At 75.0% G+C, this 26,971-nt stretch carries 25 protein-coding genes and 1 rRNA gene; 8 read left to right on the top strand and 18 right to left on the bottom strand.

Annotated features, from left to right (window positions below; genetic code table 11):
* Window positions 1–24: 24 nt before the first annotated feature.
* Window positions 25–474, bottom strand: a complete 450-nt coding sequence (locus CHB98_RS18220) for a TM2 domain-containing protein (RefSeq protein ID WP_089307012.1) — start codon at window positions 472–474, stop codon at window positions 25–27.
* Between the two features lie 133 nt (window positions 475–607).
* Between CHB98_RS18220 and CHB98_RS18225 the strand changes: the two genes are divergently transcribed.
* Window positions 608–1,462 carry a DNA-formamidopyrimidine glycosylase family protein gene (locus CHB98_RS18225; protein ID WP_089307013.1) on the top strand — a complete coding sequence of 285 codons (855 nt, stop codon included), beginning with the start codon at window positions 608–610 and terminating at the stop codon, window positions 1,460–1,462.
* Window positions 1,463–1,510: 48 nt separating this feature from the next.
* Here the strand turns inward: CHB98_RS18225 and CHB98_RS18230 are convergent, their stop codons facing one another.
* Window positions 1,511–2,347: a PspA/IM30 family protein gene (locus CHB98_RS18230; protein ID WP_089307014.1), complete on the bottom strand. Its 837-nt coding sequence runs from the start codon at window positions 2,345–2,347 to the stop codon at window positions 1,511–1,513.
* Between the two features lie 146 nt (window positions 2,348–2,493).
* On the opposite strand from CHB98_RS18230, the gene CHB98_RS18235 reads away from it, so the two are divergent.
* Window positions 2,494–3,510 (top strand): carbohydrate kinase family protein, encoded by a 1,017-nt coding sequence (locus tag CHB98_RS18235; protein WP_089307015.1) that lies wholly within the window; start codon window positions 2,494–2,496, stop codon window positions 3,508–3,510.
* A gap of 18 nt (window positions 3,511–3,528) precedes the next feature.
* Here the strand turns inward: CHB98_RS18235 and CHB98_RS18240 are convergent, their stop codons facing one another.
* From CHB98_RS18240 to CHB98_RS18285, 10 genes are all read right to left on the bottom strand, one after another.
* A complete protein-coding gene (locus tag CHB98_RS18240; RefSeq protein WP_089307016.1) occupies window positions 3,529–5,190 on the bottom strand; it encodes a glycoside hydrolase family 13 protein in 1,662 nt (553 codons plus the stop codon).
* A gap of 61 nt (window positions 5,191–5,251) precedes the next feature.
* Window positions 5,252–6,529 carry an ABC transporter ATP-binding protein gene (locus tag CHB98_RS18245; protein WP_089307017.1) on the bottom strand — a complete coding sequence of 426 codons (1,278 nt, stop codon included), beginning with the start codon at window positions 6,527–6,529 and terminating at the stop codon, window positions 5,252–5,254.
* Window positions 6,530–6,567: 38 nt separating this feature from the next.
* Entirely contained in the window at window positions 6,568–7,401 is an 834-nt protein-coding gene (locus tag CHB98_RS18250) for a carbohydrate ABC transporter permease (RefSeq protein ID WP_089307053.1), read from the bottom strand.
* Window positions 7,401–8,363 carry a carbohydrate ABC transporter permease gene (locus tag CHB98_RS18255; protein ID WP_089307018.1) on the bottom strand — a complete coding sequence of 321 codons (963 nt, stop codon included), beginning with the start codon at window positions 8,361–8,363 and terminating at the stop codon, window positions 7,401–7,403. The genes CHB98_RS18250 and CHB98_RS18255 overlap by 1 nt, the downstream gene beginning before the upstream one ends.
* Window positions 8,360–9,655 carry an extracellular solute-binding protein gene (locus CHB98_RS18260; protein ID WP_245821376.1) on the bottom strand — a complete coding sequence of 432 codons (1,296 nt, stop codon included), beginning with the start codon at window positions 9,653–9,655 and terminating at the stop codon, window positions 8,360–8,362. Before CHB98_RS18260 ends, CHB98_RS18255 begins: the two co-directional genes overlap by 4 nt.
* A 194-nt stretch (window positions 9,656–9,849) precedes the next feature.
* Window positions 9,850–11,085: a DUF4032 domain-containing protein gene (locus CHB98_RS18265; protein WP_089307020.1), complete on the bottom strand. Its 1,236-nt coding sequence runs from the start codon at window positions 11,083–11,085 to the stop codon at window positions 9,850–9,852.
* A gap of 128 nt (window positions 11,086–11,213) precedes the next feature.
* Window positions 11,214–11,621, bottom strand: coding sequence for a helix-turn-helix domain-containing protein (locus CHB98_RS18270; protein ID WP_089307021.1), 408 nt, complete (start codon window positions 11,619–11,621; stop codon window positions 11,214–11,216).
* 186 nt (window positions 11,622–11,807) lie between these two features.
* Window positions 11,808–12,461, bottom strand: coding sequence for a CDP-diacylglycerol--glycerol-3-phosphate 3-phosphatidyltransferase (gene pgsA / locus CHB98_RS18275; protein ID WP_089307022.1), 654 nt, complete (start codon window positions 12,459–12,461; stop codon window positions 11,808–11,810).
* Window positions 12,458–13,900 (bottom strand): MiaB/RimO family radical SAM methylthiotransferase, encoded by a 1,443-nt coding sequence (locus CHB98_RS18280; RefSeq protein WP_089307023.1) that lies wholly within the window; start codon window positions 13,898–13,900, stop codon window positions 12,458–12,460. The genes pgsA and CHB98_RS18280 overlap by 4 nt, the downstream gene beginning before the upstream one ends.
* A 98-nt stretch (window positions 13,901–13,998) precedes the next feature.
* On the bottom strand, window positions 13,999–16,515 hold the full coding sequence (locus CHB98_RS18285) for a DNA translocase FtsK (protein ID WP_089307024.1): 2,517 nt from the start codon (window positions 16,513–16,515) through the stop codon (window positions 13,999–14,001).
* A 74-nt stretch (window positions 16,516–16,589) separates the two neighbouring features.
* Here CHB98_RS18285 and CHB98_RS18290 point away from each other — a divergent pair, with 74 nt between their 5' ends.
* The 3 genes from CHB98_RS18290 to CHB98_RS18300 all read left to right on the top strand — a co-directional run bounded on the left by CHB98_RS18290 (window position 16,590) and on the right by CHB98_RS18300 (window position 19,821).
* The gene (locus tag CHB98_RS18290) at window positions 16,590–18,560 is read left to right on the top strand and encodes an alpha/beta hydrolase family protein (RefSeq protein ID WP_089307025.1); all 1,971 of its coding nucleotides are present in this window, start codon (window positions 16,590–16,592) and stop codon (window positions 18,558–18,560) included.
* 65 nt (window positions 18,561–18,625) lie between these two features.
* The gene (locus CHB98_RS18295; protein ID WP_089307026.1) at window positions 18,626–19,162 is read left to right on the top strand and encodes a sigma-70 family RNA polymerase sigma factor; all 537 of its coding nucleotides are present in this window, start codon (window positions 18,626–18,628) and stop codon (window positions 19,160–19,162) included.
* Window positions 19,163–19,185: 23 nt separating this feature from the next.
* Window positions 19,186–19,821, top strand: coding sequence for an anti-sigma factor family protein (locus tag CHB98_RS18300; protein WP_245821379.1), 636 nt, complete (start codon window positions 19,186–19,188; stop codon window positions 19,819–19,821).
* 3 nt (window positions 19,822–19,824) lie between these two features.
* Here CHB98_RS18300 and CHB98_RS18305 read toward each other — a convergent pair whose 3' ends face one another.
* Genes CHB98_RS18305 through CHB98_RS18320 form a run of 4 tightly spaced genes read right to left on the bottom strand, consistent with a single transcriptional unit; the run spans window position 19,825 to window position 23,793 of the window.
* Entirely contained in the window at window positions 19,825–21,525 is a 1,701-nt protein-coding gene (locus CHB98_RS18305; RefSeq protein ID WP_089307028.1) for a ribonuclease J, read from the bottom strand.
* Window positions 21,526–21,535: 10 nt separating this feature from the next.
* Complete coding sequence (gene dapA / locus CHB98_RS18310; protein ID WP_089307029.1) at window positions 21,536–22,432, bottom strand: 4-hydroxy-tetrahydrodipicolinate synthase; 897 nt, start codon at window positions 22,430–22,432, stop codon at window positions 21,536–21,538.
* Window positions 22,433–22,441: 9 nt separating this feature from the next.
* Complete coding sequence (locus tag CHB98_RS18315) at window positions 22,442–22,969, bottom strand: dihydrofolate reductase (protein WP_089307030.1); 528 nt, start codon at window positions 22,967–22,969, stop codon at window positions 22,442–22,444.
* Between the two features lie 8 nt (window positions 22,970–22,977).
* Window positions 22,978–23,793, bottom strand: coding sequence for a thymidylate synthase (locus tag CHB98_RS18320; protein ID WP_425432520.1), 816 nt, complete (start codon window positions 23,791–23,793; stop codon window positions 22,978–22,980).
* 70 nt (window positions 23,794–23,863) lie between these two features.
* Between CHB98_RS18320 and CHB98_RS18325 the strand changes: the two genes are divergently transcribed.
* The gene (locus CHB98_RS18325) at window positions 23,864–24,274 is read left to right on the top strand and encodes a DUF1232 domain-containing protein (RefSeq protein ID WP_089307031.1); all 411 of its coding nucleotides are present in this window, start codon (window positions 23,864–23,866) and stop codon (window positions 24,272–24,274) included.
* Here the strand turns inward: CHB98_RS18325 and CHB98_RS18330 are convergent.
* Window positions 24,269–25,486 (bottom strand): winged helix-turn-helix domain-containing protein, encoded by a 1,218-nt coding sequence (locus CHB98_RS18330; protein ID WP_089307032.1) that lies wholly within the window; start codon window positions 25,484–25,486, stop codon window positions 24,269–24,271. The genes CHB98_RS18325 and CHB98_RS18330 overlap by 6 nt on opposite strands.
* Window positions 25,487–25,553: 67 nt before the next feature.
* Here CHB98_RS18330 and CHB98_RS18335 point away from each other — a divergent pair, with 67 nt between their 5' ends.
* Together CHB98_RS18335 and CHB98_RS18340 are read left to right on the top strand one after the other, a co-directional pair.
* Window positions 25,554–26,147, top strand: a complete 594-nt coding sequence (locus CHB98_RS18335; protein WP_218822423.1) for a GNAT family N-acetyltransferase — start codon at window positions 25,554–25,556, stop codon at window positions 26,145–26,147.
* Window positions 26,144–26,809, top strand: coding sequence for a DUF2461 domain-containing protein (locus CHB98_RS18340; protein WP_089307034.1), 666 nt, complete (start codon window positions 26,144–26,146; stop codon window positions 26,807–26,809). The genes CHB98_RS18335 and CHB98_RS18340 overlap by 4 nt, the downstream gene beginning before the upstream one ends.
* Before the next feature lie 78 nt (window positions 26,810–26,887).
* On the opposite strand, the gene rrf is transcribed toward CHB98_RS18340, so the two are convergent.
* A 5S ribosomal RNA gene (rrf, locus tag CHB98_RS18345) occupies window positions 26,888–26,971 on the bottom strand; the annotation flags it as partial.

Consider the following 26,971-nt stretch of genomic DNA (forward strand, 5'->3'; position numbering starts at 1 on the left):
CCCCCCGGCACCGGCCGACCGGGGTCACGCCAGGCCGAGAGACCGGTTCACCGCGTGGATGCGGGCGTTGCAGTCCTGCAGCCGCCGGGACATCCGCGTCGCGTCGACGACCCACAGCACGACGAACGCCAGCAGGCCCAGGAAGCCGATGAGCACCACCGTGGTCAGCCAGCTCAGCACGAAGCCCACCGCGTAGGCGACGCCCCACCCGGTGCGCCCCAGGTAGAAGTGGTGGGCGCCGAAGCCGCCGAGGAAGAACCAGAACAGCCAGGCCGCGGTGCCGTCCTTGTACGGCACGGGCACCGCCGGGCGCGCCGGGAGCCCGTACCCGTGCGGCAGGTGGTGGTGGTGCGGCACCGGGCCCGCGGGGAACGACGGGGTGCCCCAGGCCTGCGGCGCACCGGCGGGCTGCCACGGGGCCGGCCGGCCCTCGTGCGGCGGCTGGCCGGCACCGGCGTGCGGCGGATACGTCATGTCGGCTCCTCGGGGTCGGGGCGCCGGGTCGCAGCGACCCCGCTCCCCCTGCATCGGCAGCGCGGGGCGGGCACTCCAGGCGAAGCAGCCGCCGGCCGCAGCGGACCGGCCGCCGGGCGGGGAGACTGGCGGCGTGCCCGAGGGAGACACCGTCTGGCTGGCCGCCCAGCGCATGAACACCGCCCTGGGCGGTGCCACCCTGCGCCGCGGGGAGCTGCGCGTGCCCCAGCTGGCGGCCACCGACCTGGCCGGCCGCACCGTCGCCGAGGTGGTGCCCCGCGGCAAGCACATGCTCACCCGGTTCACCGACGGCTGGACGCTGCGCACCCACTACCGCATGGACGGCAGCTGGCACATCTACCGGCCGGGCGCCCGCTGGCAGGGCGGCCCCGCGTTCAGCGTCCGGGCGGTCCTCGCCACCGACGACTGGGAGTGCGTGGGCTACCGCCTGCACGACGTGGCGATGGTGCGCACCGAGCACGAGGACTCCCTGGTCGGCCACCTCGGCCCCGACGTCCTCGGCCCCGACTGGGACCTCGAGGAGGCGCTGCGCCGGTTGCGCGCGCACCCCGGCGCGGAGATCGGCGCGGCCGTCCTGGACCAGCGCAACCTGTGCGGGCCCGGGAACCTCTACAAGGTCGAGGGCCTGTTCGTGTGCGGCGTGCACCCGTGGATGCGGGTGGCCGACGTCGAGGACCTGCCCGGCCTGGTCGAGCGGACCCGGGCGCTGATGCTGGCCAACCGCGACCGGCCCGAGCAGAGCACCACCGGCGACCTGCGCCGCGGCCGGGACCACTGGGTCTACGGCCGCAAGGACAGGCCGTGCTACCGCTGCGGCACGCGGGTCCTGCGCGGCGACCAGGGCCCGGACCTGCAGGAGCGGATCACCTACTGGTGCCCGACCTGCCAGGCCACCGACGCCCCGGTCGACCCGGCGGCCCGCACCGGCGAGCCCGACCACCCGCCACCGCTGGCCAGCGCCACCTGACCCCCCGCCCCCGCCGCGCGCGCCCCCGCGGCAGGGGCAGGGCCCCGCTCAGGGCTGCTGGTCGCGGTCGGCGGGCTGGGCCACCGGCTGACCGGGGGCGGAGGTCGGCACCGACGGCGTCCCCTCCTCCAGCGCCGGGGCCGCGGCCTGGCCGGTGACCGCCTGCTGCCCCATGGAGGCGCGGATCTGGTCCAGCCGGGAGGCGCCGGCGACGTCCAGGGTCGCCTTCTGCACCTCGAGCATCCGGCCCTCGACCGACGTCTGGGCCAGCTCCGCCTGGCCGAGGGCGTTGGCGTAGCGGGCCTCGATCTTGTCGCGCACCTCGCCGAGGCTGGGCGTGTTCCCCGGCGCGGACAGCTCGTTGACCTGCTTGAGCGAGGCCGCGACGTGCTCCTGCATCTTGGCCTGCTCCAGCTGGCTCATCAGCTTGGTGCGCTCGGCCAGGGTGGTCTGCAGGCGCATGCGGCTCTGCTCGACCGCGCCGCGGGCCTGCTCGGCGGCCTGCAGCGCCTCGTCGTGGCTGCGCTTGAGGTCCTCCATGGCCTGCTCGGCGGCGACCAGCTGGGTGGCGAAGGCCTGCGCCGCCTGCTCGTACTCCGCGGCCTTGGCCGCGTCCCCGTTCGCGCGGGTCTGGTCGGCCAGGACGAGCGCCTGCCGCGCGGAGGCCTGCAGCTTCTCCACCTCGCCGAGCTGCCGGTTGAGCCGCATCTCCAGCTGCCGCTGGTTGCCCAGCACCGCCGCCGCCTGGTTGGCCAGCGCCTGGTGCCGCTGCTGCTCGGCCTCGATCGCCTGCGCGATCTGGATCTTCGGGTCGGCCTTCTCGTCGATCTTCGCGTTGGCGGAGGCCGTGAGGTACCTCCACAGCTTCACGAACGGGTTCGGCATCGGTCCTCCTGCGCAGTAGCGGTCGTCCGCCGGGGCACACCCGTCCGGCGGGCCGCAACGATCGATAGTCCCCGTCATCGTCCCAGGTGCGCCCGAGGGTCAGCCAGCGCGAGGTGGGCGGGCACCGCGGTCGCTAGGGTCGCGGCGTGACCAGCGACCGCTCGGTGCTGAGCGTCCTCGGGGAACTCGTCGTCGACATGCTCCCCGACACGGCGGCCGGCGCCGGGCCGCACGGCACGGCACCGCACTACGTCGCCCGTCCCGGCGGCAACGCGCTGAACGTCGCGGTCGCCGCCGGCCGCCTGGGCGTGCCGGTGCGGCTGCTGGCCCGGCTGGGCACCGGGCCGCTGGCCGTCGGGCTGCGGCGGCACGCGGAGCTGGCCGGCGTCGACCTCGCCGGGCTGGTCCCGGCCACCGAGCCGGTGAGCCTCGCGGTGGTGGGCCTGGGCCCCGACGGCTCGCCGGGCTACGGCTTCCACGTGCAGGGGGCTGCCGACTGGCAGTGGACCGACACGGAGCTCGCCGCCGTCCTCCCGCCGGGGACGGCGATCCTGCACGTGGGCTCCATCTCCAGCTGGACGCCGCCGGGCTGCGAGGCCATCGCCCGGCTGGTGGAGCAGGTGGCCGCCGACGGCCGGGCGTTGGTGAGCGTGGACCCCAACATCCGGCCGATGCTGGCCGACGGCCCGGTCGGGACGGCGCTGGGCAACGCGCCGGGGTCGGTGCGGGCCCGGCTGGACCGGCTGCTCTCCCGCGCCGACATCGTCAAGGTCAGCGCCGAGGACCTCGCCTGGCTCGAGCCGGACGCCGCCGGGGACCTGGACGCGACGGCGCTGCGCTGGGCCGACCGCGGCGTGGCGCTGGTGCTGCTCACCGACGGCGGGGCGCCGCTGCGCATCGCCCGGCCCGGCCGCGAGCTGGTGCACCGGGAGCCGCCGCGGGTGACCGTCGCCGACACCGTGGGCGCGGGCGACTCGCTGGCCGCGGGCCTGTTCGCCGGGCTGCTGGAGGCCGGCGTCACCACCCGGGAGGCCCTGGAGCAGCTGCCCGACGAGCGGCTGCTGCCGATCGTCGACGACGCCGCGCTGGTGGCCGCGCTGAACTGCACCCGCGAGGGCGCCGACCCGCCGATCCGCGACGAGCTGGCCGCCGCCCGCCGGTGAGCGGCCCGGCCGCGTCGCTCACCGCTGGTCGGTCCGCAGCCAGACGGCGGTGTCGGCCGGCAGCCCGCCGTCGACGGCCGCGCTGGCCAGCACCGGACGGCCCTGCCCGGTCAGCGGCACCGGCCGCGCGGAGAGGTTGACGACGCAGCGGAAGGCGGGCCCGCGGTCGAAGGCCAGCACGCCGTCCCCGAGGTCGCGCCAGGTCAGCCGCGCGTCGTCGGCGAGGCCCGGCAGCCCGCGGCGCAGCCGCAGGGCGCTGCGGTACAGCGACAGGGTGGACGCCGGGTCGTCGCGCTGGGCGGCCACGGTCAGCTCCCGCCACCGCTCCGGCTGCGGCAGCCACGGGCGGACGCCGTCGGCGGTGAACCCGAACGGCGGCCGGTCCCCGGACCACGGCAGCGGCACCCGGCAGCCGTCCCGGCCGCGGGCGGTGCGGCCGGAGCGCTCCCAGGTCGGGTCGGTCAGGGCCTCCTCGGGCAGGTCCTCCACCTCGGGCAGGCCCAGCTCCTCCCCCTGGTACAGGTAGGCCCCGCCCGGCAGCGCGAGGGTGAGCAGCGCCGCCGCGCGGGCCCGGCGCAGGCCGAGGACGGGGTCGGCGGGCACGGAGCGGTCGAAGCCCATGGTCGCCGCACCGCTGGCCGCCCGGCCGAACCGGGTCACGTGCCGGGTCTCGTCGTGGCTGGACAGCACCCAGGTGGCCGGGGCCCCGACCGGCGCGAGGGCGCCGAGGGTGCCGTCGATGGCCGCCCGCAGGCTCCCGGCGTCCCAGGGGGCGCGGAGGTAGTCGAAGTTGAACGTGGTGTGCAGCTCGTCCGGGCGGACGTAACGGGCCAGCCGCTCGGGGCCGGCGACCACCGCCTCGGAGACGAACAGCCGGTCGCCGGGGTAGGCGTCGCTGATCCGGCGCCAGCGCCGGAAGACCTCGTGCACCTCCTCGCGGTCCCAGTGCGGGTTGTCCCGCCAGCGGCTGGACTCGAACCGCGCACCGGGGCCGTGGCCGGCGTCCGGCAGCCCGGGGACCTTGGCCAGCGCCGGTGCGGCGTCGACGCGGATGCCGTCGACGCCGCGGTCCAGCCAGAACCGGACGATCCCGTCGAACTCCTCCTGCACCGCCGCGTCGTCCCAGTCCAGGTCGGGCTGCTCCGGGGCGAACAGGTGCAGGTACCACTGCCCCGTCGACCCGTCCGGCTCGCGCACCCGGGTCCACGCCGGGCCGCCGAAGGCGCTGATCCAGTCGTTGGGCGGGCTCGCGCCCCCGTCCCGGCCGTCCCGGAAGAAGTACCGCGCCCGCTCGGGTGCGGCCGGACCGCCGGCGACGGCCGCGCGGAACCACGGGTGCTCGGCGGAGGTGTGGTTGGCGACCAGGTCGACCACCAGCCGCAGCCCGGCGTCGTGCAGCTCGGCGAGCAGCGCGTCGACGTCGGCGAGGGTGCCCAGCCGGGGGTCGATGGCGCGGTGGTCGGTGACGTCGTAGCCGCCGTCGGCCATCGGTGAGGGGTACCAGGGCGTGACCCAGACGGCGTCGGCGCCGAGGTCGGCCAGGTAGGGCACCCGGCTGCGCAGCCCGCCCACGTCGCCCACGCCGTCGCCGTCGGAGTCGGCGAAGCTGCGCAGGTAGACCTCGTAGACGACCGCCGTCCGCCACCACGGACGGCGGTCGTCACGGGACGACGACGTCACCTCGGCCCCGTCCCGGGGCCCGCCCCGAGCCTGCGAGGGGTGGGGAGGACGGGGTCCTCCCTCAGGCCGCGCCCGCCCGGGAGGCCCCGCCGCCGACCGTGGATCCGTGGGTCTGCGCCTCCTGGACCTGCTCGACCCGGTCCTCGGTGGCCATCTGGGTCAGCCGCGCGCCGGCCTCGGCGTCCCGGGTCAGGTTCTCGCCGGTCTGCGGGTCGAAGACGTGCACCTTGCGGGAGTCCAGCCAGAAGTCGGCCTCCCGGCCCTCGCGGATGCGGCTGGTGGCGTCGATGGACACGATCGCCTGGGTGCGCAGCTCCTCGGAGTCCAGCTCCCGGGACAGGTCCCGCAGCTGGGTGCGGATCGCGTCGGGCGCCTCGTAGGGGATGTAGGCGTACTGGGAGTCGCCCAGCCACTCGGTGACGTCGACCCGCGCCCGGAACACCGAGCCCAGCGGCCGCTTGGCGTCGTCGACCAGCGAGGCGTCCTCGAAGTACTCCGGGCGGATGCCGACCAGCAGCAGGTCGCGCCCGCGGACGGCCGCGGCGCGCCGCTCGTCGAGGACGATCGGCCCGAACGGCGTCTGCAGCCGGTCGCCCTCCAGGCTGGCGGGCAGGAAGTTCATCGGCGGGGAGCCGATGAAGCCGGCGACGAAGAGGTTGACCGGCTGCTCGTAGAGTTCCCGCGGCGAGGCCACCTGCTGGATCTTGCCCTTGCGCAGCACGCAGACCCGGTCGCCGAGGGTCATGGCCTCGGTCTGGTCGTGGGTGACGTAGACCGTGGTGATGCCCAGCCGGCGCTGCAGCCGGGAGATCTCGGTGCGCATCTGACCGCGCAGTTTGGCGTCGAGGTTGGACAGCGGCTCGTCGAAGAGGAACGCCTCGGCCTGGCGCACGATCGCCCGGCCCATCGCGACGCGCTGCCGCTGGCCACCGGAGAGGTTGGCCGGCTTGCGCTCCAGGTGCTCCTTGAGCTCGAGCACGTCGGAGGCCTCGGTGACCCGGCGGCGCACCTCGTCGTCGGGCATCTTGGCCAGCCGCAGGGGGAAGGCGATGTTCTCGTACACGGTCATGTGCGGGTAGAGCGCGTAGTTCTGGAACACCATCGACAGGTTGCGGTCGCGCGGGGCGAGGTCGTTGACCCGCTTGCCGCCGATGATCATGTCGCCGCTGGTGATGTCCTCCAGGCCCACGATCATCCGCAGCAGCGTCGACTTCCCGCAGCCGGACGGGCCGACGAGGATCATGAACTCCCCGTCGGCGATGTCCAGGCTGACGTCGTTCACCGCCGGGTAGCCGTCGCCGTACTGCTTGACGATGTGGCGCATCTCGATCGATGCCATGAGATCTCTTCCCTCGCTGAGGTGGGTGGGTACGGGGGTCAGCCCTTGACCGCGCCGTTGGTGAGACCGGCGACGATGCGCCGTTGGAAGAGCAGGACCAGGACGACCACGGGGATGGTCACCAGGACCGCCGCGGCGGCGATGGCCCCGGTGGGGTCCTCGAACTGCGAGGCACCGGAGAACAGCCCCAGCGCCGCGGGCACCGGCCGGGAGGCCTCGGTGGAGGTGAGGGAGATGCCGTAGGCGAAGTCGTTCCAGGCGATGAAGAAGGCGATGATCGCCGTGGTGAACACGCCGGGCGCGGCCAGCGGCACGATCACCTTGCGGAACGCCTGCCACGTCGTCGCGCCGTCGACCTGGGCGGCCTGCTCCATCTCCCAGGGGATCTCCCGGAAGAACGCCGACATCGTCCAGATGGAGATCGGCAGGGTGAGCGACAGGTAGGGGATGATCAGCCCCGGCCAGGTGTCGTACAGCCCGATCTGGCGCCACAGGTTGAACAGCGGCGTGACGATCGAGATGACCGGGAAGATGGCCACCGCGAGCGCCGTGGAGAGGATCAGCCGCTTGCCCGGGAAGTCCAGCCGGGCGATCGCGTAGGCGGCGAACATCGCCAGGACGCAGGAGATGAACGTGGCGATCAGGCAGATGCCGAAGGAGTTGCGCAGCGCCGGCAGGAACAGCCCGCTCGCCGACCCGGTGAGGATCGTCGTGTAGTTGTCCACCGTGGGGGACGTCGGAAGGAACGACTGGTTGGCGATGTCGGAGGCGTCCTTGAACGACAGGGACACGATCCAGGCGATGGGGAACAGTGCGTAGACGACGATCAGGAAACCCCCGACCCACCACCAGGTCCTCTCCCGCGTGGACATCACTTATCCCCTCTCGTCTGGGACAGGTCGACCCTGAAGCCCTTGATGAAGCCGAAGGCGATGATCACCACGGAGAGGAACAGCAGCACCGACACCGCCGAACCCAGGCCGATCTCCACCCGCGCGATGGTCTGCCGGTAGGCCAGGAAGGACACCGACTCGGTCCCGTTCGCGCCGGCGGTCATGATGAAGATCGAGTCGAAGATGCGGAACGCGTCCAGGGTCCGGAACAGCAGGGCGACCATGATCGCCGCCTTCATGTTCGGGATGGTGACCCGCCACATCCGCTGCCACCAGGTGGCACCGTCCACCTTGGCCGCCTCCTGCAGCACCTCCGGCACCTGGGCCAGGCCGGCGAGCAGCAGCAGCGAGATGAACGGGGTGGTCTTCCAGATCTCGGCCAGGCAGATGACCAGCAATGAGGTGGCCTGGCCGCCGAACCAGTCGGTCTCCGCGGAGATCCCCGGCAACCAGCCGAACCAGCTGTTCACGAAGCCGGTCTCGATCTGGAAGGCGAACGCCCAGGCGAAGGCGGACACGACCGTGATGACCGCGTACGGGATGAGGATCGCCGCGCGGACCACCGGGCGGATGGAGGACAGCGCCTTCGCCATGACCAGCGCCAGGGCGAAGCCGAGCACCAGCTCCACCGCCACGGTCACCACGGTGATGACCACGGTGACCAGCAGCGCCTGCCACCACAGCGGGTCGCTGAGGATGACGGCGTAGTTGGACAGGCCGTCGAACGACCGGTTGCTCGGGTCGGTCAGCCGGTAGCTGAACAGCGAGTACCAGACCGCCTGCAGGATGGGGTAGGCGGTGACCAGCAGCATCACCAGGAACGCCGGGCCGGCCAGCAGCCAGCCCAGCTTCCGCTCGGCCCGCGACCGGTCGCTGATCGTCCCCTGCGGCGTGGAGACCGGCTGGGTCTTCTCGGTGGGGGGCAGGGTCGTGGTGCTCACAGCAGCTGGTCTCCTGCCAGGACGGCGCTGATCAGCGCCTCGGCTGCCTCGCCGGTCTCCGGCGTCACCGACGACGGCGGGTGGTAGGTCCGCTGGAGGCCGCCGGACACCTCGCTGTAGTAGGCGGTCTGCGGCCGGTTCGCGGCCGCCTCCAGCGACTCCAGGATGGTGGCTGCCATGGGGAAGACCTCCTGGACGTCGGGACGCTCGTACACCGCGGCCGACGAGGCCGGGTTGCCGTTGGTCGTCATGTAGTACGCCTGGTTGTCGTCGTTGGTGATGCACTCGATGGCCGCGTAGGCCAGCTCCACGTTGCGGCTGACGGCGCTGACCGCGATGTCGATGCCGCCGAACGGCGGGGCGCTCGGCTGGTCGGCGTCCACCCGCGGGTACAGGGCCCACCCGTAGTCCTCCGGCACGGAGGCGTCCAGGGTGCCCGCCTCGACGGCGGACAGGGCCCGGGACCAGACGAACGGCCAGTTGACCATGAAGCCGGCGTCCGGGCTCTCGAACTCGGTGGCGCTGGTGTCCTCGCTCGACGTGGAGAACGCCGGGCCGACGGCCGTGGAGCTGGCCACGGTGTTCATCACCTCGGCGGCCCGGTCGGCCTCCGGGGTGGTCAGCCCCAGCTCGATCTGGTCCGGGTCGGTGGCGTTCTCCGCGATGATCGAGCCGCCGGCGGACTCGATGAGCGCGTTGAGCCACACCGTGAGCGACTCCGCGCGCCGCCCCTGGGCGCTGAGGACCTTGCCCTGCTGCTCCGCCGCCGTGACCAGCTGGTCCCAGGTCACCGGCTGGGACATGTCCAGGCCGGCCGCCTCGGCCACCGACTCGCGGTACCACAGCAGCTGCGTGTTGGCCCAGAACGGGATGGCGACCAGCTCGTCGTTCCACGTCGCGGAGTCCAGCGAGCTCTGCACGACGCCCTCGCTGACCCGCTGCGCGACGTCCTCGGGCACGGGGGCGAGGAAGCCGGCCTGCGCGAACTCCGGGATGTAGGGCGGGTCCAGGCTCATCAGGTCGATGGAGGTGTCGTTGGCCGCGAGGCGGCGGACCAGCTGCTCGCGCTGGGCCGAGGACTCGCGGGGCAGCTGGGCCACCTCGATCGTGTACGCCCCGCCGGACTCGGCGCTGCACCGCGCGGCGATCTCGGCCTGGCCACCGGAGTCGGGGTTGATGTACCAGGTGAGGGTGTTCCCGCCGCCGGAGTCACCGCCGCAGGCCGCGAGCGTGGAGGCCATGACCGCCGCGGCCGCGGCCCCGCCCACCGAGCGTCGGCGCCTGCGCGTCACCGCCCGCCCCGCGGCCCCGCTCCTGCTGTCACTCGACACCGTCATCCGCCTCCGTTGGAGCGCAGCGAGTCTCGGTTCCCCGCGGTTTTCGTACCGTGGCCCAGGCCACAGTGGGTGTCAACTCGAACGAAACCGCCTCGTTACCGAGCTCGTCGGCCCGTCACCACGTGCCGTTGCGGGGTCGCGCGGGGAGATCATCCGCGGCTGCCGACGATGGCCGAGGGCGTGGTCACCTCCTTGGGCGTGCGGGGCAGCACCGTCTCGAAGTACGAGCGCGCCGCCCGCGTCGTCCCGACGTCGTGGCCGGCTCGCTCGGACAGGAACCAGCGGTGCTCGAGGATCTCGTGGAAGACCTCCGCGGGCGCCAGCCGGCCGACCAGGTCCGGCGGGATCGCGTCGACCACCGGCTGGTAGGCCTCGGCCAGCCACCGGTAGCCGGCGACGGTCTCCGGGACGGGGGTGCCGGTCTTCTGCTCGAGGGTGGCCCGGTAGGCCCGCAGGTCGTTGAGCAGCCGGCGGGCCTGGCGCTCCTGTACCTCCAGCCCGGTCAGCCGGAACAGCTCCCGGCGGTTCTGCCCCGGCTCGGACACCCGGGTCTCCACCCGGAGCCGGGCGCCGCCGTCCGGGTCGGTGACCAGCTCGATCTCCCCGACGTCGAAGCCCAGGTCGTTGAGCCGCTGCAGCCGCTCGGCCACCCGCTGGCGCTGCTCGGCCAGCGCGAAGACCTCCTCGTGGGTGACCTCGTCCCACAGCGCCTCGTAGCGCACCGGCAGGCTGTCGGCGACCTCGATGGGGTCGACGTGGGCCGGCAGCAGGTCGCCGAACTGCAGGTCGAGCAGCTCCGCGCCCACCCGCTCGCGGGCCAGGTCGACGTCGTAGCGCCGCTGACCGGTGCTGAGCTGTCGGTGGCGCTCGGAGGTCTCGGCGTCGACCAGGTGGGCGGTGAAGGCGCCGGCGTCGAGCCGGAACAGCGTGTTGGACAGCGAGCAGTCGCCCCAGAAGACGCCGGCCAGGTGCAGCCGGACCAGCAGCACCACCATGGTGTCGAGGAGCTGCTCGGCGGAGTGCTCGCCGTGCGGGCGGGAGAAGAGGTACCGGTAGGACATCGAGTACTCGAGGTAGCGGGTCACCAGGACGGCGTCCTGGTCGTGCGGGCGGTCGACGCAGATGCCGAGCACCGACACCGACGGCAGCCCCTCCCCCTCGAACTGGCCGAGCAGCGCGTACTCGTGGCGGGCCAGGCGCTCGGGGATCTCCTTGAGCGCGTAGACGTGTCCGCCCTGCGCGGTGAAGCGCACGACGTGCCGGGAGATGCCGCGCTGCGGCACCTCGAGCAGCAGGTCGGGGTCCCACTCCTCGAGGGGCAGGTGGAAGGGCAGGCCGAGCAGGCCTGCTCCATCGGTGGCCGGTGGCCGGAAGAGGTACCGCACGACGAGCTCCTGGGGTCCGTGACCGCAGCCGACGCCCCGGCTGGCGGTGCCGGACCGTCACCCTCCCATGCCGGGCGGGTCCGGCGCGCAGCCGTCCCGACCCGCTCTCCCGCCGGGAGGGACCTCGCTCAGGCGGCCAGCGACACCGCGCCGGTCGGCCGACCCGCGGCCCGCGCGGGCGCGCCGACCAGGGCGAGGGCCGGCTCGGCGACCGGCTGCCCCTCGCCGGCGGCGGCCGGGTCCTGCTCGGCGGGGACCTGCTCGACCGGGGCGGCGGCGGGCGCGACCGGGCGCAGCAGGCCGTCCTCGCCGCGCAGGCCGAGGCTGACCTCGGCCAGCAGGTCGGCCAGCTCGACGTCGAGGGCGTCGCAGATGGAGGCCAGCAGCTCCGAGGACGCCTCCTTCTGGCCCCGCTCGACCTCGGAGAGGTAGCCCAGGCTCACCCGGGCGGCGCCGGAGACGTCGCGCAGCGTCCGACGCTGGCGCAGCCGGTGGCCGCGCAGGGTCGTCCCGAGCTGGGTGCGCAGCAGCGTCATCGCCGTCTCCTGTCCTGCCTGTGCGGGGCGGCGGCACCCGGGGGATGCCGTGCGCTCACGGTACGCGGCGCCGCTGACGGTCACCGGAGGATGCCGGACCGGTCCGCTGTGGGCGTAACGCCCCAGGCCGCCGGCCGCTTCCCCCTCCCCGGGCGGGGGCGAGGCGTGGGGGGAGGGTGGTCCCTCCTACGCAGCCGGCTCGGTGCGCGGGCCGCCGGCCGCGCGGCGGGCGGCGGCGGCCCGCGCGGCCCGGATGCTGGTGCGCCGCAGCGCGAGGGCGCGGTGCACGTAGTCCAGGCCGGTCACGACGGTGAGCACGACGGCGGCGGCCATGACCCACCAGCGGGCGGTGCCGAACAGGCCGTCGAGCGGGAGGGTGTACAGCCCGATGGCCAGCGCCTGCACGACGGTCTTGGCCTTGCCGCCGCGGCTGGCCGCGATCACCCCGTGGCGCAGCACCCAGAAGCGCAGCAGCGTCACCCCGACCTCGCGGACGACGATCGTGAGCGTGACCCACCAGGGCAGCAGCGCCAGCACCGACAGGCCGACGAGCGCGGTGCCGGTCAGCGCCTTGTCGGCGATCGGGTCGGCGAGCTTGCCGAACTCGGTGACCTGCCCGGTGCGCCGGGCGATCATCCCGTCGTAGCGGTCGGTGATGATCGCCAGCGCGAAGACCAGGGTGGCCCAGTAGCGCAGGCCGTCGTCCGCCCCGCCCTCGGCGAGCAGCAGGACGGCGAAGACCGGCACCACGGCCAGGCGCACGAGGGTGAGCGCGTTGGGCAGGTTGACCACCCGCGCCGACTGCGGCGGCGTGGCGGCCGGGTCCGCCGGAGGGCTCATGCGCCCACCGCGGGGACCAGCGCCGACGTGACCAGTGCGGCGGCGACCAGGTCCACGCCCTCGGTGGCGACGACCTGCGCGCCGACCAGCCCGCCGGCGACCGCGCGCGCCGGCACACCGGTGACCGTCGTCGTCCCGTCGGCGTCGGGGTCCTGGTGGGCGGCGTGGCCGGCCCACGTGCCGGCGCCCTCGTCGGCGGAGAGGTCCTCGGTGAGCAGCACCTCGATCCGCTCACCGAGGCGGTCCTCGGCGCGCTGCGCGGTGAGCTCCTCGACCAGGTCGGTGACCCGCCGCACGCGGGCGTCGATCTCGGCCCGGTCCAGCTTGCCGGGCAGCCCCATCGCCTCGGTGCCCTCCTCGTCGGAGTAGCCGAACACGCCGACGGCGTCCAGGCGGCCCTCGACGAGGAAGCGCTCGAGCTCGGCCACGTCCTCCTCGGTCTCGCCGGGGAAGCCCAGGATGACGTTGGTCCGGAAGCCGGCCGCCGGCGCCAGCGCGCGGGCCCGGCCGATGAGCGCGAGGAAGTCCTCGGTGCCGCCGAAGCGGCGCATCCGGCGCAGCAGTGCCGGCGAGGAGTGCTGGAAGGACAGGTCGAAGTAGGGCGCGACCCCCTCGGTCCCGGCGACGACCTCCAGCAGGCCAGGGCGCAGCTCCGCCGGCTGCAGGTAGGCCACCCGCACCCGGGCGACGCCCTCGACGGCGGCCAGCTGCGGCAGCAGCCGCTCCAGCAGCCGCAGGTCCCCGAGGTCCTTGCCGTAGGAGGTGGAGTTCTCGCTGACCAGAACCAGCTCGGTGACGCCCTGGGAGGCCAGCCACTGCGCCTCGCCGAGCACCTCGGCCGGCGGGCGGGAGACGAACGACCCGCGGAAGGCGGGGATGGCGCAGAAGGCGCACCGCCGGTCGCAGCCGGAGGCGAGCTTGAGGGCGGCCGAGGGACCCGAGGCCAGCCGGCGGCGCTGCACCCAGCCGTGGCCGGGGATCACCGGCGCGTCGTCCGTGGCGACGGCGGCGGTGCGCTCGGCCGGGCTGATCGGCAGCAGCGTGCGCCGGTCGCGGGGGTCGTGCGGGACGAGCGGGCGGCCGGTGAGCACGTCGTCGAGCCGGTCGCCGATGGCGGTGTAGTCGTCGAAGCCCAGCACCGTCGCCTCGGGCAGCGCGCCGGCGAGCTCGGAGCCGTACCGCTCGGCCATGCAGCCGACCGCGACCACCCGGGCGCCGGAGTCGGTGGCGGCCAGGATGGCGTCGACGGAGTCCTTCTTGGCCGACTCGATGAAGCCGCAGGTGTTGACCAGGACGGCGTCCGCGCCGTCGGCGTCCTCGACCAGCCGGTACCCGCCGGAGGCCAGCCGGCCGGCCAGTTCCTCGGAGTCGACCTCGTTGCGGGAGCACCCGAGGGTCACCACCGCCACGGTGCGGGCAGGGTCGGCCGGACGGGTCACCCGACCATCCTAGGCCCCGTCCCGGGGCTCGCCCCGGGCCTGCGAGGGGTGAGGAGGACGGGGTCCTCCTCCTGCCCCCGCAGCGGGGCCACCGGCGGTTACGCGCTGCCGCGGAGGGTGAACAGCACCGACTCCAGCTCGTCGGGCTTGACCAGCACGTCGCGGGCCTTGGAGCCCTCCGACGGGCCGACGACGCCGCGGGTCTCCATGAGGTCCATCAGCCGGCCGGCCTTGGCGAAGCCGACCCGCAGCTTGCGCTGCAGCATCGACGTCGAGCCGAACTGGCTGGTGACCACCAGCTCGACGGCCTGGACCAGGAGCTCCAGGTCGCCGCCGATGTCCTCGTCGATCTCCTTCTGCTCGCCGGCGGCGGCGCTGAAGACCTCCTCGCGGTACTCCGGCTCGGCCTGCCGCTTGGTGAACTCGACGACCGCCTCGATCTCCGCGTCGGAGACGTAGGCGCCCTGCACGCGCATCGGCTTGCCCTGGCCGATGGGCATGAACAGCGCGTCGCCCATGCCGATGAGCTTCTCCGCGCCGGGCTGGTCCAGGATGACCCGGCTGTCGGTGAGGCTGGAGGTGGAGAACGCCAGCCGGGAGGGCACGTTGGCCTTGATCAGGCCGGTGACGACGTCGACGGAGGGCCGCTGGGTGGCCAGCACCAGGTGGATGCCGGCGGCGCGGGCCTTCTGGGTGATCCGGACGATCGACTCCTCGACGTCGCGCGGGGCGACCATCATGAGGTCGGCGAGCTCGTCGACGATCGCCAGGATGTAGGGGTAGGGGCGGTACACCCGCTCGCTGCCCGGGGGCGCCACGATCTCGCCGCGCTCCACCTTGCGGTTGAAGTCGTCGATGTGCCGGACGCCGGTGGACCGCATGTCCTGGTACCGCTGCTCCATCTCCTCGACCAGCCAGGCCAGCGCGGTGGCCGCCTTCTTGGGGTCGGTGATGATCGGCGTGATCAGGTGCGGGATGCCGTCGTACGGCGTGAGCTCGACCATCTTCGGGTCGATGAGGATCATCCGCAGCTGGTCGGGGGTGGACCGCAGCAGCAGCGAGGTCAGCAGCGAGTTGACGCAGCTGGACTTGCCGGCGCCGGTGGCCCCGGCGACCAGCAGGTGCGGCATCTTGGCCAGGTTGGCGCAGACGAACCCGCCCTCGATGTCCTTGCCCAGGCCGACCAGCATCGGGTGCGGGTCCTGCTTGGCCACCTGGGAGCGCAGCACGTCGCCGAGGCTGACCATCTCGCGGTCGGTGTTGGGCACCTCGACGCCGACGGCGGACTTGCCGGGGATCGGCGCCAGGATGCGGATGTTGTCGTTGGCCACCGCATAGGCCATGTTCTTGGTCAGCGCGGTGATCTTCTCGACCTTGACCGCCGGGCCCAGTTCGATCTCGTAGCGGGTGACCGTCGGGCCGCGGGTGAAGCTGGTGACGGCGGCGTCGACGTTGAACTGCTCGAGCACCCCGGTGATGGCCTCGGTCGCGGCCGCGGTGGCCGCGGAGTTCTTCTTGGGCGGGTCCCCGGGCCGCAGCACGCCGACGGAGGGCAGCGTGTACTGGCCCTCCACCGGCTCGATGCGCAGCTGCTCGGGCTCGGTGACCGGCTCGAGCTCCTCGGCCGGCGCGGTGCGGTCCACGACCTCGGCCCGGCGGGTGGGCACCGGCGGGGGCGGCGGCTCCGACAGCACCGCCAGGGGCGCCTCGTCCAGCGCCCCGTGGTCGATGGCCGGCACGGCCGGGACCGGCCCGGTGTCCATGAGGTCGTCCAGCGACGACCGGCGGCGCGACATCCGTGGCGCGGGCGCCGGCTCCTCGTCGTCGGACCAGTCCTCGTCGTCGTAGCCGTCCTCGTCGTCCCGCCGCTGGCCGAGCAGCCGGTCGCCGAGGTCGCGCAGCCGTTCGGGGATCTGGTGCACCGGCGTGGCGGTGAGCACCAGCAGCCCGAAGAAGGCCAGCAGCACCAGCAGGACGACGGCGACGACGGCGCCCACGCCGGCGACCAGCGGCGTCGCGGCGGCCCAGCCCACCAGCCCGCCGGAGCCGGGCCGGCCCGCGGCGGGGTCGGCACCCTCGCCGACGACCTGGGCGATGCCCAGCACGGACACCACCGCGCACAGCCACCCGATGGCCAGCCGGCCGCGCGCCTCCGGGCGCGGGCCGCGGCGCAGCAGCCGCAGCGCGGCCACGAACAGCACGACCGGCAGGACGACGACCAGCGAGCCGACGACCCAGCGGACGCCGTCGGCGAACCCGGCGCCGACCGGGCCGATGCCGTCGGTCCAGGCGGCCGCGCCGAGGACGACGGCCAGGCCGAGCACGGCCAGGCCGACGCCGTCGCGGCGGTGCTCGGGGGCCAGCGGCTCGGCCTCCGCCGGGCGGGCCACCGAGCGGGCCAGCCCGCCGGCGCCGCGGGCCAGCAGGGACCAGCCGCCGCTGACCACGCCCCAGAGCCCCGGCCCGGACGCCGGCGTGCGGGCGGCGGGCTTGCGGCCGCCGGCGGCGGGTCGCTTGGCGGGCGGGCGCTTCCGGGACGCGGTCGACCCGGAGGCCGCCCGTCCGCGCGCGGACGAGCGGCCCGAGGCGCGGGTCGTCGTCGTGCGAGCAGGCATGTGCCGACGGTAGACGCCCCGCCTGCCCGGCGACGGCAGGCGCGGGCCCGTGTCCGGGACCTACGGTCGGACCCGTGCCCGACCGCGGACCCCTCCCCCACGGCAGCTGGCCCACCCCGGTCACCTCGCAGCTCGTGGTCCGGGCCGCCGCCCGGCTCGGGGAGGTGGCCGTGGACGGCGACGCCGTCTGGTGGTCGGAGTCCCGCCCCGGCGAGGGCGGCCGCTCCGCGGTGGTCCGGCGCGCGGCCGACGGCAGCACCGCCGACGTGCTGCCGGCGCCGTGGGACGCGCGGACCCGCGTGCACGAGTACGGCGGCGGCGCCTGGGCCGTCTCCGGCGGCGTCCTGTGGTTCACCCACTCCCCCGACCAGCGGCTGTACCGGCTGGACCCCGGCGCGGACGGGCCGGTCGCGGTGACGCCGGAGCCGGAGCTGCCGGCCGGCGTCCGGTACGGCGACCTCACCCCCACCGCCGACGGCGGCCTGCTGGCCGTCCGGGAGACGCACACCGCGAGCGGCGCGGCGGCCGACGTGCGCAACGAGGTGGTGCGCATCGGGGCCGGCGGCGAGGTAGAGGTCCTGGTCAGCGGGCCGGACTTCGTCTCCGACCCGCGGCCCTCCCCCGACGGCCGGTCCCTCGCCTGGCTGCAGTGGCAGCACCCCGACATGCCGTGGGACGCCGCCGAGCTCGTCGTCCGCGGGCCGGACGGCACCGGGACGGTCGTCGCCGGCGGCCGCGGCCCCGACGGCCGGGCCGAGTCGGCCGTCCAGCCGACGTGGGACGCCGACGGGGCGCTGTGGTGCTGCGCCGACCGCTCCGACACCTGGGCGCTGTACCGGTGGCGGCCGGGGGCGGGCCTGGCGGCGGTGGTCGACGTGGGTGCCGACATCGCCGGGCCGCAGTGGGTCCTCGGCGCCCGCCGCTTCGCCGTCCTCGACGACGGCCGGGTGGTGCTCGCCCACCCGCGGGGCGGCGCGGACCGGCTGGCCGTGCGGACCCCCGACGGCGCCGTGCGGGAGCTGGACCTGCCGTACACGGCCCACCGCCAGGTGACCGCGGCCGGCCGGTCGGTGGTGTGCGTGGCGGGCGGCCCGGTGAGCGAGCCGGTGGTGCTGCGGGTGGACCCGGACGACGGCGCGGCGGAGGTGCTGCGGGCGCCGCGCGACCTGGGCGTGGGCCCGGCCTGGTTCTCCCGTCCGGAGCACGTCACGTTCCCGACGCCCGAGCGCGGCACCGGCATCGGGCAGGCGCACGCGCTGGTGTACCCGCCCACCAACCCGGAGGCGACCGCACCGGAGGGCGCGCTGCCGCCCCTGCTGGTCGTCGTGCACGGCGGGCCGACGTCGGCGGCGAGCGCGGTGCTCGACCTGGGTGTGCAGTACTGGACCTCCCGCGGCTTCTGCGTCGCCGACGTCGACCACCGCGGCTCCACCGGCTACGGCCGCCGCTACCGGGAGGCGCTGCGCGGCGCCTGGGGCGAGGTCGACCTCGACGACGTGGTGGCCTGCGCGCGGTCCCTCGCCGACTCCGGCCGGGTGGACCCGGCGCGGATGGCGATCCGCGGCGGCTCGGCCGGCGGGTACACGACGCTGGCCGCGCTGTGCCTGCGCCCGGGGGTCTTCACCGCGGGGGCCAGCCACTACGGCGTGGCCGACCTGGCCGCGCTGGCCGCCGAGACGCACAAGTTCGAGTCCCGCTACCTGGACTCCCTGGTCGCGCCGTGGCCGGAGGGCGCCGACGTCTACGCCCGGCGCTCCCCCCTCACGCACGTCGACGCGCTCGACACCCCGTTGGCGGTGTTCCAGGGCACCGAGGACCGCGTCGTGCCGCCGGCGCAGGCCGAGGCGATCGTGGCGGCGCTGCGCGCCCGCGGGGTGCCGCACGCCTACCTGCTGTTCCCCGGCGAGCAGCACGGGTTCCGCCGGGCGGAGAACATCCGGGCCGCGCTGGACGCCGAGCTGTCCTTCTACGCCCAGGTGTGGGGGTTCCCCCTGCCGGAGGAGGAGGGCATCGCACCGGTCGAGGTGGTGCGCACCACCGGATGAGGCGTGAACGCGACCGCCCTCGCGGCCGTACCCCCACCGACCGGGAGCAGGACGGGAGGAGCCGGATGGCGCGCCACCACAGGCGGCAGGGCGGGCCGGAGCTCGACGTCCGTGCCGCCTACGCCGCGCACGGCCCCGAGCTCTACCGGTTCGCACTGCGCCAGCTCGGGGACGGCGGGGCCGCGCAGGACGTCGTCCAGGAGGTGTTCCTGCGGGCGTGGCGCTCGGCCGGCGCCTACGACCCCCAGCTGGCCAGCCTGCGCACCTGGCTGTTCGCGATCGCGCGGAACGTCGTCGTCGACGAGGCGCGTCGCTTCGCCGTGCGGCCGTGGCAGCGCACGCTGACCGAGGTCACCGAGACCGACGCCCCCGCCGTCGTCGCGATCGACGAGGCGCTGGTGGACGCCTGGGTGGTCGAGGAGGCGCTGCGCCGGATCGGGGAGGAGCACCGGGCCGCCATCGTGCAGACGCACCTGCGCGGCCGGCCGCACGCCGAGGTGGCCGCCGAGTTCGGGATACCGGTCGGGACGCTGCGCAGCCGGGTGTTCTACGGCCTCAAGGCACTGCGGCTGGCGATGGAGGAGATGGGGGTGGAACCGTGACCGAGCGGGGAGAGCACCGCAGGGTGCGAGAGCAGCTGGGCTGGTACGCCCTCGGGCACGGGACGCCGGAGGAGCGGGCCGGCGTCCGCGCGCACCTGGACGGGTGCGCCGCCTGCCGGGCCGAGCTGGCCGAGCTGACCCCGCTGACCGCCTGGCTGGCGCGCGTGGACCCCGACCGGCTCGACGAGCCGCAGCCGGCGCCACCGGCCGGCCTCGGGGACGCGGTGTTGGCCCGGATCGCCGCCGAGGGTGACGCGCGGCGCGGGCCGTCGCGGCGGGTGCTGGCCGCGGCCGCCGCCGTGGGCATCGCCGCCGCCGGCTTCGGGGTCGGCTGGCTGGTCCGCCCGGTGCCGCCGCAGCCGCCGCTGGAGCCGGTCGCCGTGGAGGTCACCACGACCGGCATCGAGGCGACCGCCGACGTCATCCCGCACACCTGGGGAGTCGAGGTGCGGCTGGTCGGCGAGGGCTTCACCGCCGGCGCGGTCTACGAGGTCGTGGTCACCGACGAGGACGGCACGCCGGTCCCGGCGGGGCAGTTCCTCGGCATCGGCCCGGCGGAGCTGCGCTGCAACCTCAACTCCTCGGTGCTGCGGGAGGACGCCACCGGCTTCGAGGTGCTCGCCGCCGACGGCACGGTCGTGGCCACCTCGGAGCTGTGACGCTCACACCTCCAGGACGGTGGGGATGATCATCGGCCGGCGGCGGTAGGTGTCCGACACCCACTTGCCGATCGTCCGGCGGATGACCTGGGACAGCCGGTGCGGGTCGGTGACCCCGTCGGCCAGCGTGCGCCGCAGGGCCTCCTCGACCAGCTGCAGCGCCGGGTCGAAGACGGCCGGGTCGTCGGCGAAGCCGCGGGCGGACAGGTGCACCGGCCGCACGATGGTGCGGGTCGAGGGCTCGATGACGACGGTCAGCGCGACGAACCCCTCGTCGCCGAGGATGCGGCGCTCCTGCAGCGACTCCTCCCCCACGTCGCCGACGTTGAGGCCGTCGACGTAGACGTCGCCGACCGGGACCGAGCCGACGATCGTCGCCTTGCCGTCGACCAGGTCGACGACCACGCCGTTCTCCGCGAGCAGCACCCGGTCGGCGGACATGCCGGTCTCCTCGGCCAGCGCCGCGTGCGCCCGCAGGTGCCGCCACTCGCCGTGCACCGGCATGAGGTAGTGCGGCTTGGCGACGTTGAGCAGGGTGCGCAGCTCCCCGGCCGGCGCGTGCCCGGAGACGTGCACCCGCGCGGTCTCCTTGTGCACGACGGTGGCCCCGAGCCGGGCCAGCCCGTTGATGACCTTGTAGACGGCGGTCTCGTTGCCGGGCACCAGCGAGGACGCGAGCACGATGGTGTCGCCGGCCTCGATGGTCACCTGGTGGTGCTCGCCGCGGGCCATCCGCCCCAGCGCGGACAGCGGCTCGCCCTGCGAGCCGGTGCTGACCAGGACCACCTGCTCCGGCGGCATGCTGGTCGCCTCGTCCAGGCTGACCATGAGGCCGGGGGCGACCCGCAGCAGCCCGAGGTCACGGGCCACGCCCATGTTGCGGACCATCGAGCGGCCGACGAACGCGACCTTGCGGCCGTGCACCTCGGCGGCGTCGAGCACCTGCTGGATGCGGTGCACGTGGCTGGCGAAGCTGGAGACGATCAGCCGCTGGGTGGCCCGCCGGAACACGTCCTCCAGGACCGGGCCGATGGACCGCTCCGGCGTCACGAACCCGGGGATCTCGGCGTTGGTCGAGTCGGCGAGCAGCAGGTCGATGCCCTCCAGGCCCAGCCGCGCGAAGGCGCCCAGGTCGGTGAGGACGCCGTCCAGCGGCAGCTGGTCCATCTTGAAGTCGCCGGTGTGCACCAGGACCCCGGCCGGCGTGTGCACGGCGACGGCCAGCGCGTCGGGGATCGAGTGGTTGACCGAGACGAACTCGCAGTGGAACGGGCCGGCGACGTGGTCGTCGTTGGCCGCGACCTCGACCAGCACCGGGTCCAGCCGGTGCTCGCGCAGCTTGGCCTTGACCAGCGCGAGGGTGAACCGGGAGCCGACCAGCGGGAGGTCGCGGCGCATGCGCAGCAGGTAGGGGATGGCGCCGATGTGGTCCTCGTGCCCGTGGGTGAGGACGACGGCGAGGACGTCGTCGAGCCGGTGCTCGATGACCCCGAAGTCCGGCAGGATGAGGTCGACGCCGGGCTGCTCGGCCTCGGGGAAGAGCACGCCGCAGTCGATGACCAGCAGCTTGCCGTCGAACTCCAGCACGGCCATGTTGCGGCCGATCTCGCCGAGCCCGCCGAGCGCCATGACGCGCAGGCCGCCGGCCGGCAGCGGCGGGGGGACCTGCAGGTCCAGGTGCGGCTGGGTGGTCGCGGTGGTCACGGGGTGGCGCTCACAGGGGGATGCCTCCGTCGGCGAGGTCGGCGCGCAGCTGCGCGACTTGGTCGGGGGTGGCGTCGACCAGGGGCGGGCGCACGGGCCCGGCCGGCAGGCCCAGCTCGCGCAGCGCCGCCTTGGTCAGGATGACGCCCTGGGTGCGGAAGACGCCGGTGTAGACGGGCAGCAGGCTCTCGTTGACCGCGCGGGCCTTGACCAGGTCGCCGGACTCCACGGCGGCGATCAGCTCGGCCAGCCGCGGGCCGGTGAGGTGGCCGACGACGCTCACGACGCCCACGGCGCCGACCGCCAGCAGCGGCAGGTTGAGCACGTCCTCGCCGCTGTAGTAGGCCAGGTCGGTGCGGGCCAGCGTCTGCATGACCGCGCCGAGGTCGCCCTTGGCGTCCTTGACCGCGACGATGCGCGGGTGCTCGGCCAGCCGGGCCAGGGTGTCCACCTCGATGGGCACGACCGAGCGCGGCGGGATGTCGTAGAGCATCACCGGCAGGTCGGTGGAGTCGGCGACGGCGGTGAAGTGCCGCAGCAGTCCGGCCTGCGGGGGCTTGTTGTAGTACGGGGTGACGACCAGCAGGCCGTGCGCGCCCAGCCGCTCGGCGCGGCGCGCGTTGTCGATGCTGTGCGCGGTGTCGTTGGTGCCCACGCCGGCCACCACGGTGGCCCGGTCACCGACGGCGTCGAGGACGGCCTCGAGGACGGCGGACTGCTCGCCGTCGCTGAGGGTCGGCGCCTCCCCCGTCGTGCCGAGCACGACCAGCCCGTCGTGCGCCTGCCGGTCGACCAGGTGGGCGGCCAGCTCCTGGGCCCCGGCCAGGTCGATCGAGCCGTCCTCGGCGAAGGGGGTCACCATCGCCGTGAGCACGCGGCCGAAAGGCCGGGCGGGGTCGCTGGTCATGTCCTGAATCTACCGACCTCGGGCCGGCGACACGTCGGCGTCGGCCGGCGCGCGCCGGTACTCCGACACCGCGTACCGCAGTCCGGTGGCCGAGACCGACCAGCCCGACCCGGGGGTGCGCACCACCCGCAGCCAGCCCGCCCCCAGGCCGGGGGCCCAGGTGTCGCCGTCGGCGTCGGTGTCGACGTCGGTGACCACCACCCGGTCGGCGTGCGGGAGGAAGGCGGTGTACACCCGGCCGCCGCCGATGACCCACAGGTCGCCGCCGTTGCGCCGGGCCAGCACCTCGCCGACGCCGCCGGCGCGCTCGGCCCCGTCGGCGGCCCACGCCGGGTCGGTGGTGAGGACGACGTTGCGCCGTCCGGGCAGCGGGCGGGACCGGGCGGGCAGCGACTCCCAGGTGCGCCGGCCCATGACGACGGTGCCGCCGGTGGTGAGCTCACGGAACAGGCGGAGGTCCTCGGGCAGGTGCCAGGGCAGCCGGCCGCCGGCGCCGATCACCCCGCCGCGGGCCTGCGCCCAGACCAGTCCGAGCACCCGGTCGCTCAGACCGCCACCGCGGCGCGGATGGCCGGGTGGTGCCGGTAGTCGCGCAGCGTGAGGTGCTCGTAGGTGTAGTCGAACAGCGACGGGGCGGGGGCCAGGTCCAGCGCCGGGAAGGGCAGCACCTCGCGGGAGAGCTGCTCGCGGACCTGCTCGACGTGGTTGCTGTAGACGTGGCAGTCGCCGCCGACCCAGATGAGGTCGCCGGGGGCCAGGCCGGACTGGGCGGCGACCATGCGGGTGAGCAGCGCGTAGCTGGCGATGTTGAACGGCACCCCGAGGAACATGTCGGCGCTGCGCTGGTACAGCTGGCAGGACAGCCGCCCGCCGGCGACGTGGAACTGGAACAGCGCGTGGCACGGCGCGAGCGCCATCTCCGGCAGGGCCGCCACGTTCCACGCGGAGACCACCATCCGCCGGGAGTCCGGGTCCGTGCGCAGCGTCTCCAGGACGCCGGCGAGCTGGTCGACGTGCCGGCCGTCCGGCGTCGGCCACGACCGCCACTGGACGCCGTACACCGGCCCCAGCTCCCCCTCGGGCGAGGCCCACTCGTCCCAGATGCTGACCCGGTTCTGCTGCAGCCACCGCACGTTGCTGTCCCCGCGGAGGAACCACAGCAGCTCGTAGGCGATCGACCGGAAGTGCACCGACTTGGTGGTGACCAGCGGGAACCGCTCGGACAGGTCGTAGCGCAGCCGCTCGCCGAACAGGCTCACGGTGCCGGTGCCGGTCCGGTCGGACTTGGGGGTGCCCTGCTCGAGCACCCGGCGCAGCAGGTCCTCGTACTGCGTGTCGACCTGTTCCACGTCGGTGCCCACCGGATCCGATCCCCTCGCCGTACGACTGCCGGGCCCAGGGTAGGCCGAGCCACCGACCAGACTGGAGCCCGTGGGGTGGCCGGAGCTGGTGGTGTCGGGAGGGGCCGGGGTGCTCCTGCTGTGGGGCGCGCTGCTCCTGCTGCTGTGGTGGGCGCGGCCGGGTGAGCTCACCCTCGGCGAGGCGCTGCGGCTGCTGCCGGACCTGGTGCGCCTGGTGCGCCGGCTGGCCGCCGACCGGGCCCTGCCGCGCGGCGTGCGGGTGCGGTTGTGGCTGCTGCTGGGCTACCTGCTGCTCCCGGTGGACCTGGTGCCCGACGTCGTCCCGGTGCTCGGCTACGCCGACGACGTGGTCGTCGTCGCCCTGGCACTGCGCTCGGTGGTGCGGGCGGCCGGGGACGCCGCGCTGGTCCGGGCCTGGCCGGGCAGCCCGGCGGCGCTGGCGGTGGTCCGCCGGCTGGCCGGCCCACCGGCCGGCTCATGAGCGGCCGACGGAGGCGGCGAGGTCGGCGGCCAGGTCGCCCCGCTCGGCCACGACGACCGCGTCGAGCAGCATCCACCCGGCCATGAGCGCCAGCTCGCCGGCGAGGGCGGCGGCCACCTCGGCGCGGTCCACGCCGTCCTCGGCGAACGCGGACTGCACCCGCAGGACGCCGGCCTGCCGGTCGGCCTTGAGGTCGACCCGGGCGACCAGCCGGTCGCCGAGCAGGAAGGGCAGCACGTAGTAGCCGTGCACCCGGCGGGCGGCCGGCGTGTAGATCTCCAGCCGGTACCGGAAGCCGAACAGGCGCTCCACCCGCGGCCGCTCCCAGACCAGGGAGTCGAAGGGGCTCAGCAGCGCCCGGGCGCGCACCCAGCGGGGACGGCGCGCCGCCGGGTGCAGCCACGCGGGCGCGCCCCAGCCGGCCACCTCGACGGGCAGCAGCTCGCCGGCGTCCGCCAGCTCGTCGATCGCCGCCCGCGCGGCGGGCGGGCGCAGCCGGAAGTAGTCGCGCAGGTCCCGCTCGGTGGCCACGCCCAGCGCGCGGGAGGCGGTGCGCACCAGCTCGCGGAGGGCGTCGGCCGGCTCCGGGGTGGGTGCCCGCAGGACGGCCGGGGGCAGCACCCGCTCGGTGAGGTCGTAGACCCGCTCGAACCCGGCCGTGCGGCCGCGGGTGGTGACCACGCCGGTGTAGAACAGCCACTCCAGCGCCACCTTGCCGGCGTGCCAGTTCCACATGCTCCCGGAGCGGTCGGGGCGCGGCTCGGCCAGGTCGCTCGCCTTGAGCGGCCCGGCCTCGCGCACCCGGTCGAGCACCTCGCCGACGTAGCCGGGCCGCTCCCGCTGGATGCGCACCATGGAGCCCCAGGCGTGCTCCTCGGCGGCGGCCATCCGCCAGCGCAGGTGCGGGTGCAGCCGGATGGGCAGCAGCGACGCCTCGTGCGCCCAGTACTCGAACAGCTCGCGGCGGCGGCCGGCGAGGTCGTCGAGCACCTCCCGCGGATAGGGGCCCAGCCGGCTGAAGGCCGGCAGGTAGTGCGCCCGGGACAGCACGTTGACGGAGTCGATCTGCAGCACCGCGAGCCGGGCGGCCAGCCGGCGCAGCGCCCGGGCGTCGACGACGCCCTCCGGCCGCGGGTCGGCGAAGCCCTGCGCGGCGAGGGCGATGCGCCGGGCCAGGGCGGCCGGCAGCCGGTCGGCGACGGGTGCTCCCACGGCGCCGATCCTGCCCGTGGCCCCCGACGTCCTCGGCGGGTGCCCGTCCCGGCCTACGCTCCCTGGCGTGCAGCCGTCCTCGCCGTTCCCCCGCCGGTCGGGGACCGCGGACGTCTCCGTGCGTCCGGCCCGGCCGGGCGACGCCGCGGCCATCGCCCGCGTGCAGCTGGTCACCTGGCGGACGGCCTACCGCAGCGTGCTGCCGGTCGAGGTCCTCGACGGCTGGGACGAGGCGACGGCCGCCGACACCTGGCGGGCGGCGGTCACCAGCCCGCCCACGCCGGGGCACGGTGTCCTGGTGGCCGTCGAGCAGGACGCCGTGGTCGGGTTCGCCGCGCACGGCCCGGCGGAGCTCGGCGCCGGCGAGGCCCCGCACCCGGCCGGTCCGAGCAGCGAGGTGGCCACCCTGCTGGTCGAGCCCCGGTGGGGACGGCGCGGGCACGGCAGCCGGCTGCTCGCCGCGGTCACCGACCTCGCCCGCGCCGACGGGACGGCGCGGCTGCAGGTGTGGCTGCCCGAGCAGGACGTGGTCTCGGCCGGCTTCTTCGAGTCGGCCGGCTGGGACCGGGACGGCTGGGTGCGCACGCTGGACACCGGCGGGACGCCCCTTCGCGAGGTCCGCTGGCACACGCTGCTGGAGGAGGCGGGCGGGGGTCGATGAGCTTCGAGGGGTTCCCCGACGAGGGGCTGGTCTTCTACGAGGGGCTGGAGGCCGACAACAGCAAGACCTACTGGACCCGCCACAAGGCGGCCTACGACGGCTGCGTGCGCGCCCCGATGCAGGCGCTGGTCGACGAGCTGGCTGCGGAATTCGGCACCGCGAAGGTGTTCCGGCCGTACCGCGACGTCCGCTTCGGCCACGACAAGACGCCGTACAAGACCAGCCAGGGGGCGGTGGTGACCGTCGACGGGCGCGGCCCGGGGGCCTGGTACGTGCAGCTGTCGGCCGGGGGGCTGCTGGTCGGGGGCGGGTGCTGGCGACTGGAGTCCGACCAGGTGGCCCGCTACCGCCGCGCCGTGGCCGACGACGTGCAGGGGGCTCGGCTGCGCGCCGAGGTCGACCGGCTCACCCGCGCCGGCTGGGGGATCGGCGGCGACCGGCTGGTGCGCCTGCCCCCCGGCTTCGACGTCGACGACGGCCGCGCCGACCTGCTGCGGCACAGGTCGCTGCACGCGGCCCGGCACTGGGACCCGACCGGCTGGCTGCACGACCGCCGGGCGCTCGAGGAGGTGCGGACCGCCTGGCGGGACCTGGTGCCCCTCAACGCCTGGTTCGCCGACAACGTCGGGGCCTCGACCGCGGAGCCGCGCGCCCGGCGCTGACCGGCGCCGGCCCCAGCATCGTCCGGGAATGCGTGCAGGGCCCTCACCGGGTGGTGAGGGCCCTGCACGGGAATGGTCGTCCGGCGGCGTCCTACTCTCCCACCCCGTCTCCGGGGCAGTACCATCGGCGCTGAGAGGCTTAGCTTCCGGGTTCGGAATGGG

Source organism: Geodermatophilus pulveris (genome assembly GCF_900188375.1).
Classification (GTDB): Bacteria; Actinomycetota; Actinomycetes; order Mycobacteriales; family Geodermatophilaceae; genus Geodermatophilus; species Geodermatophilus pulveris.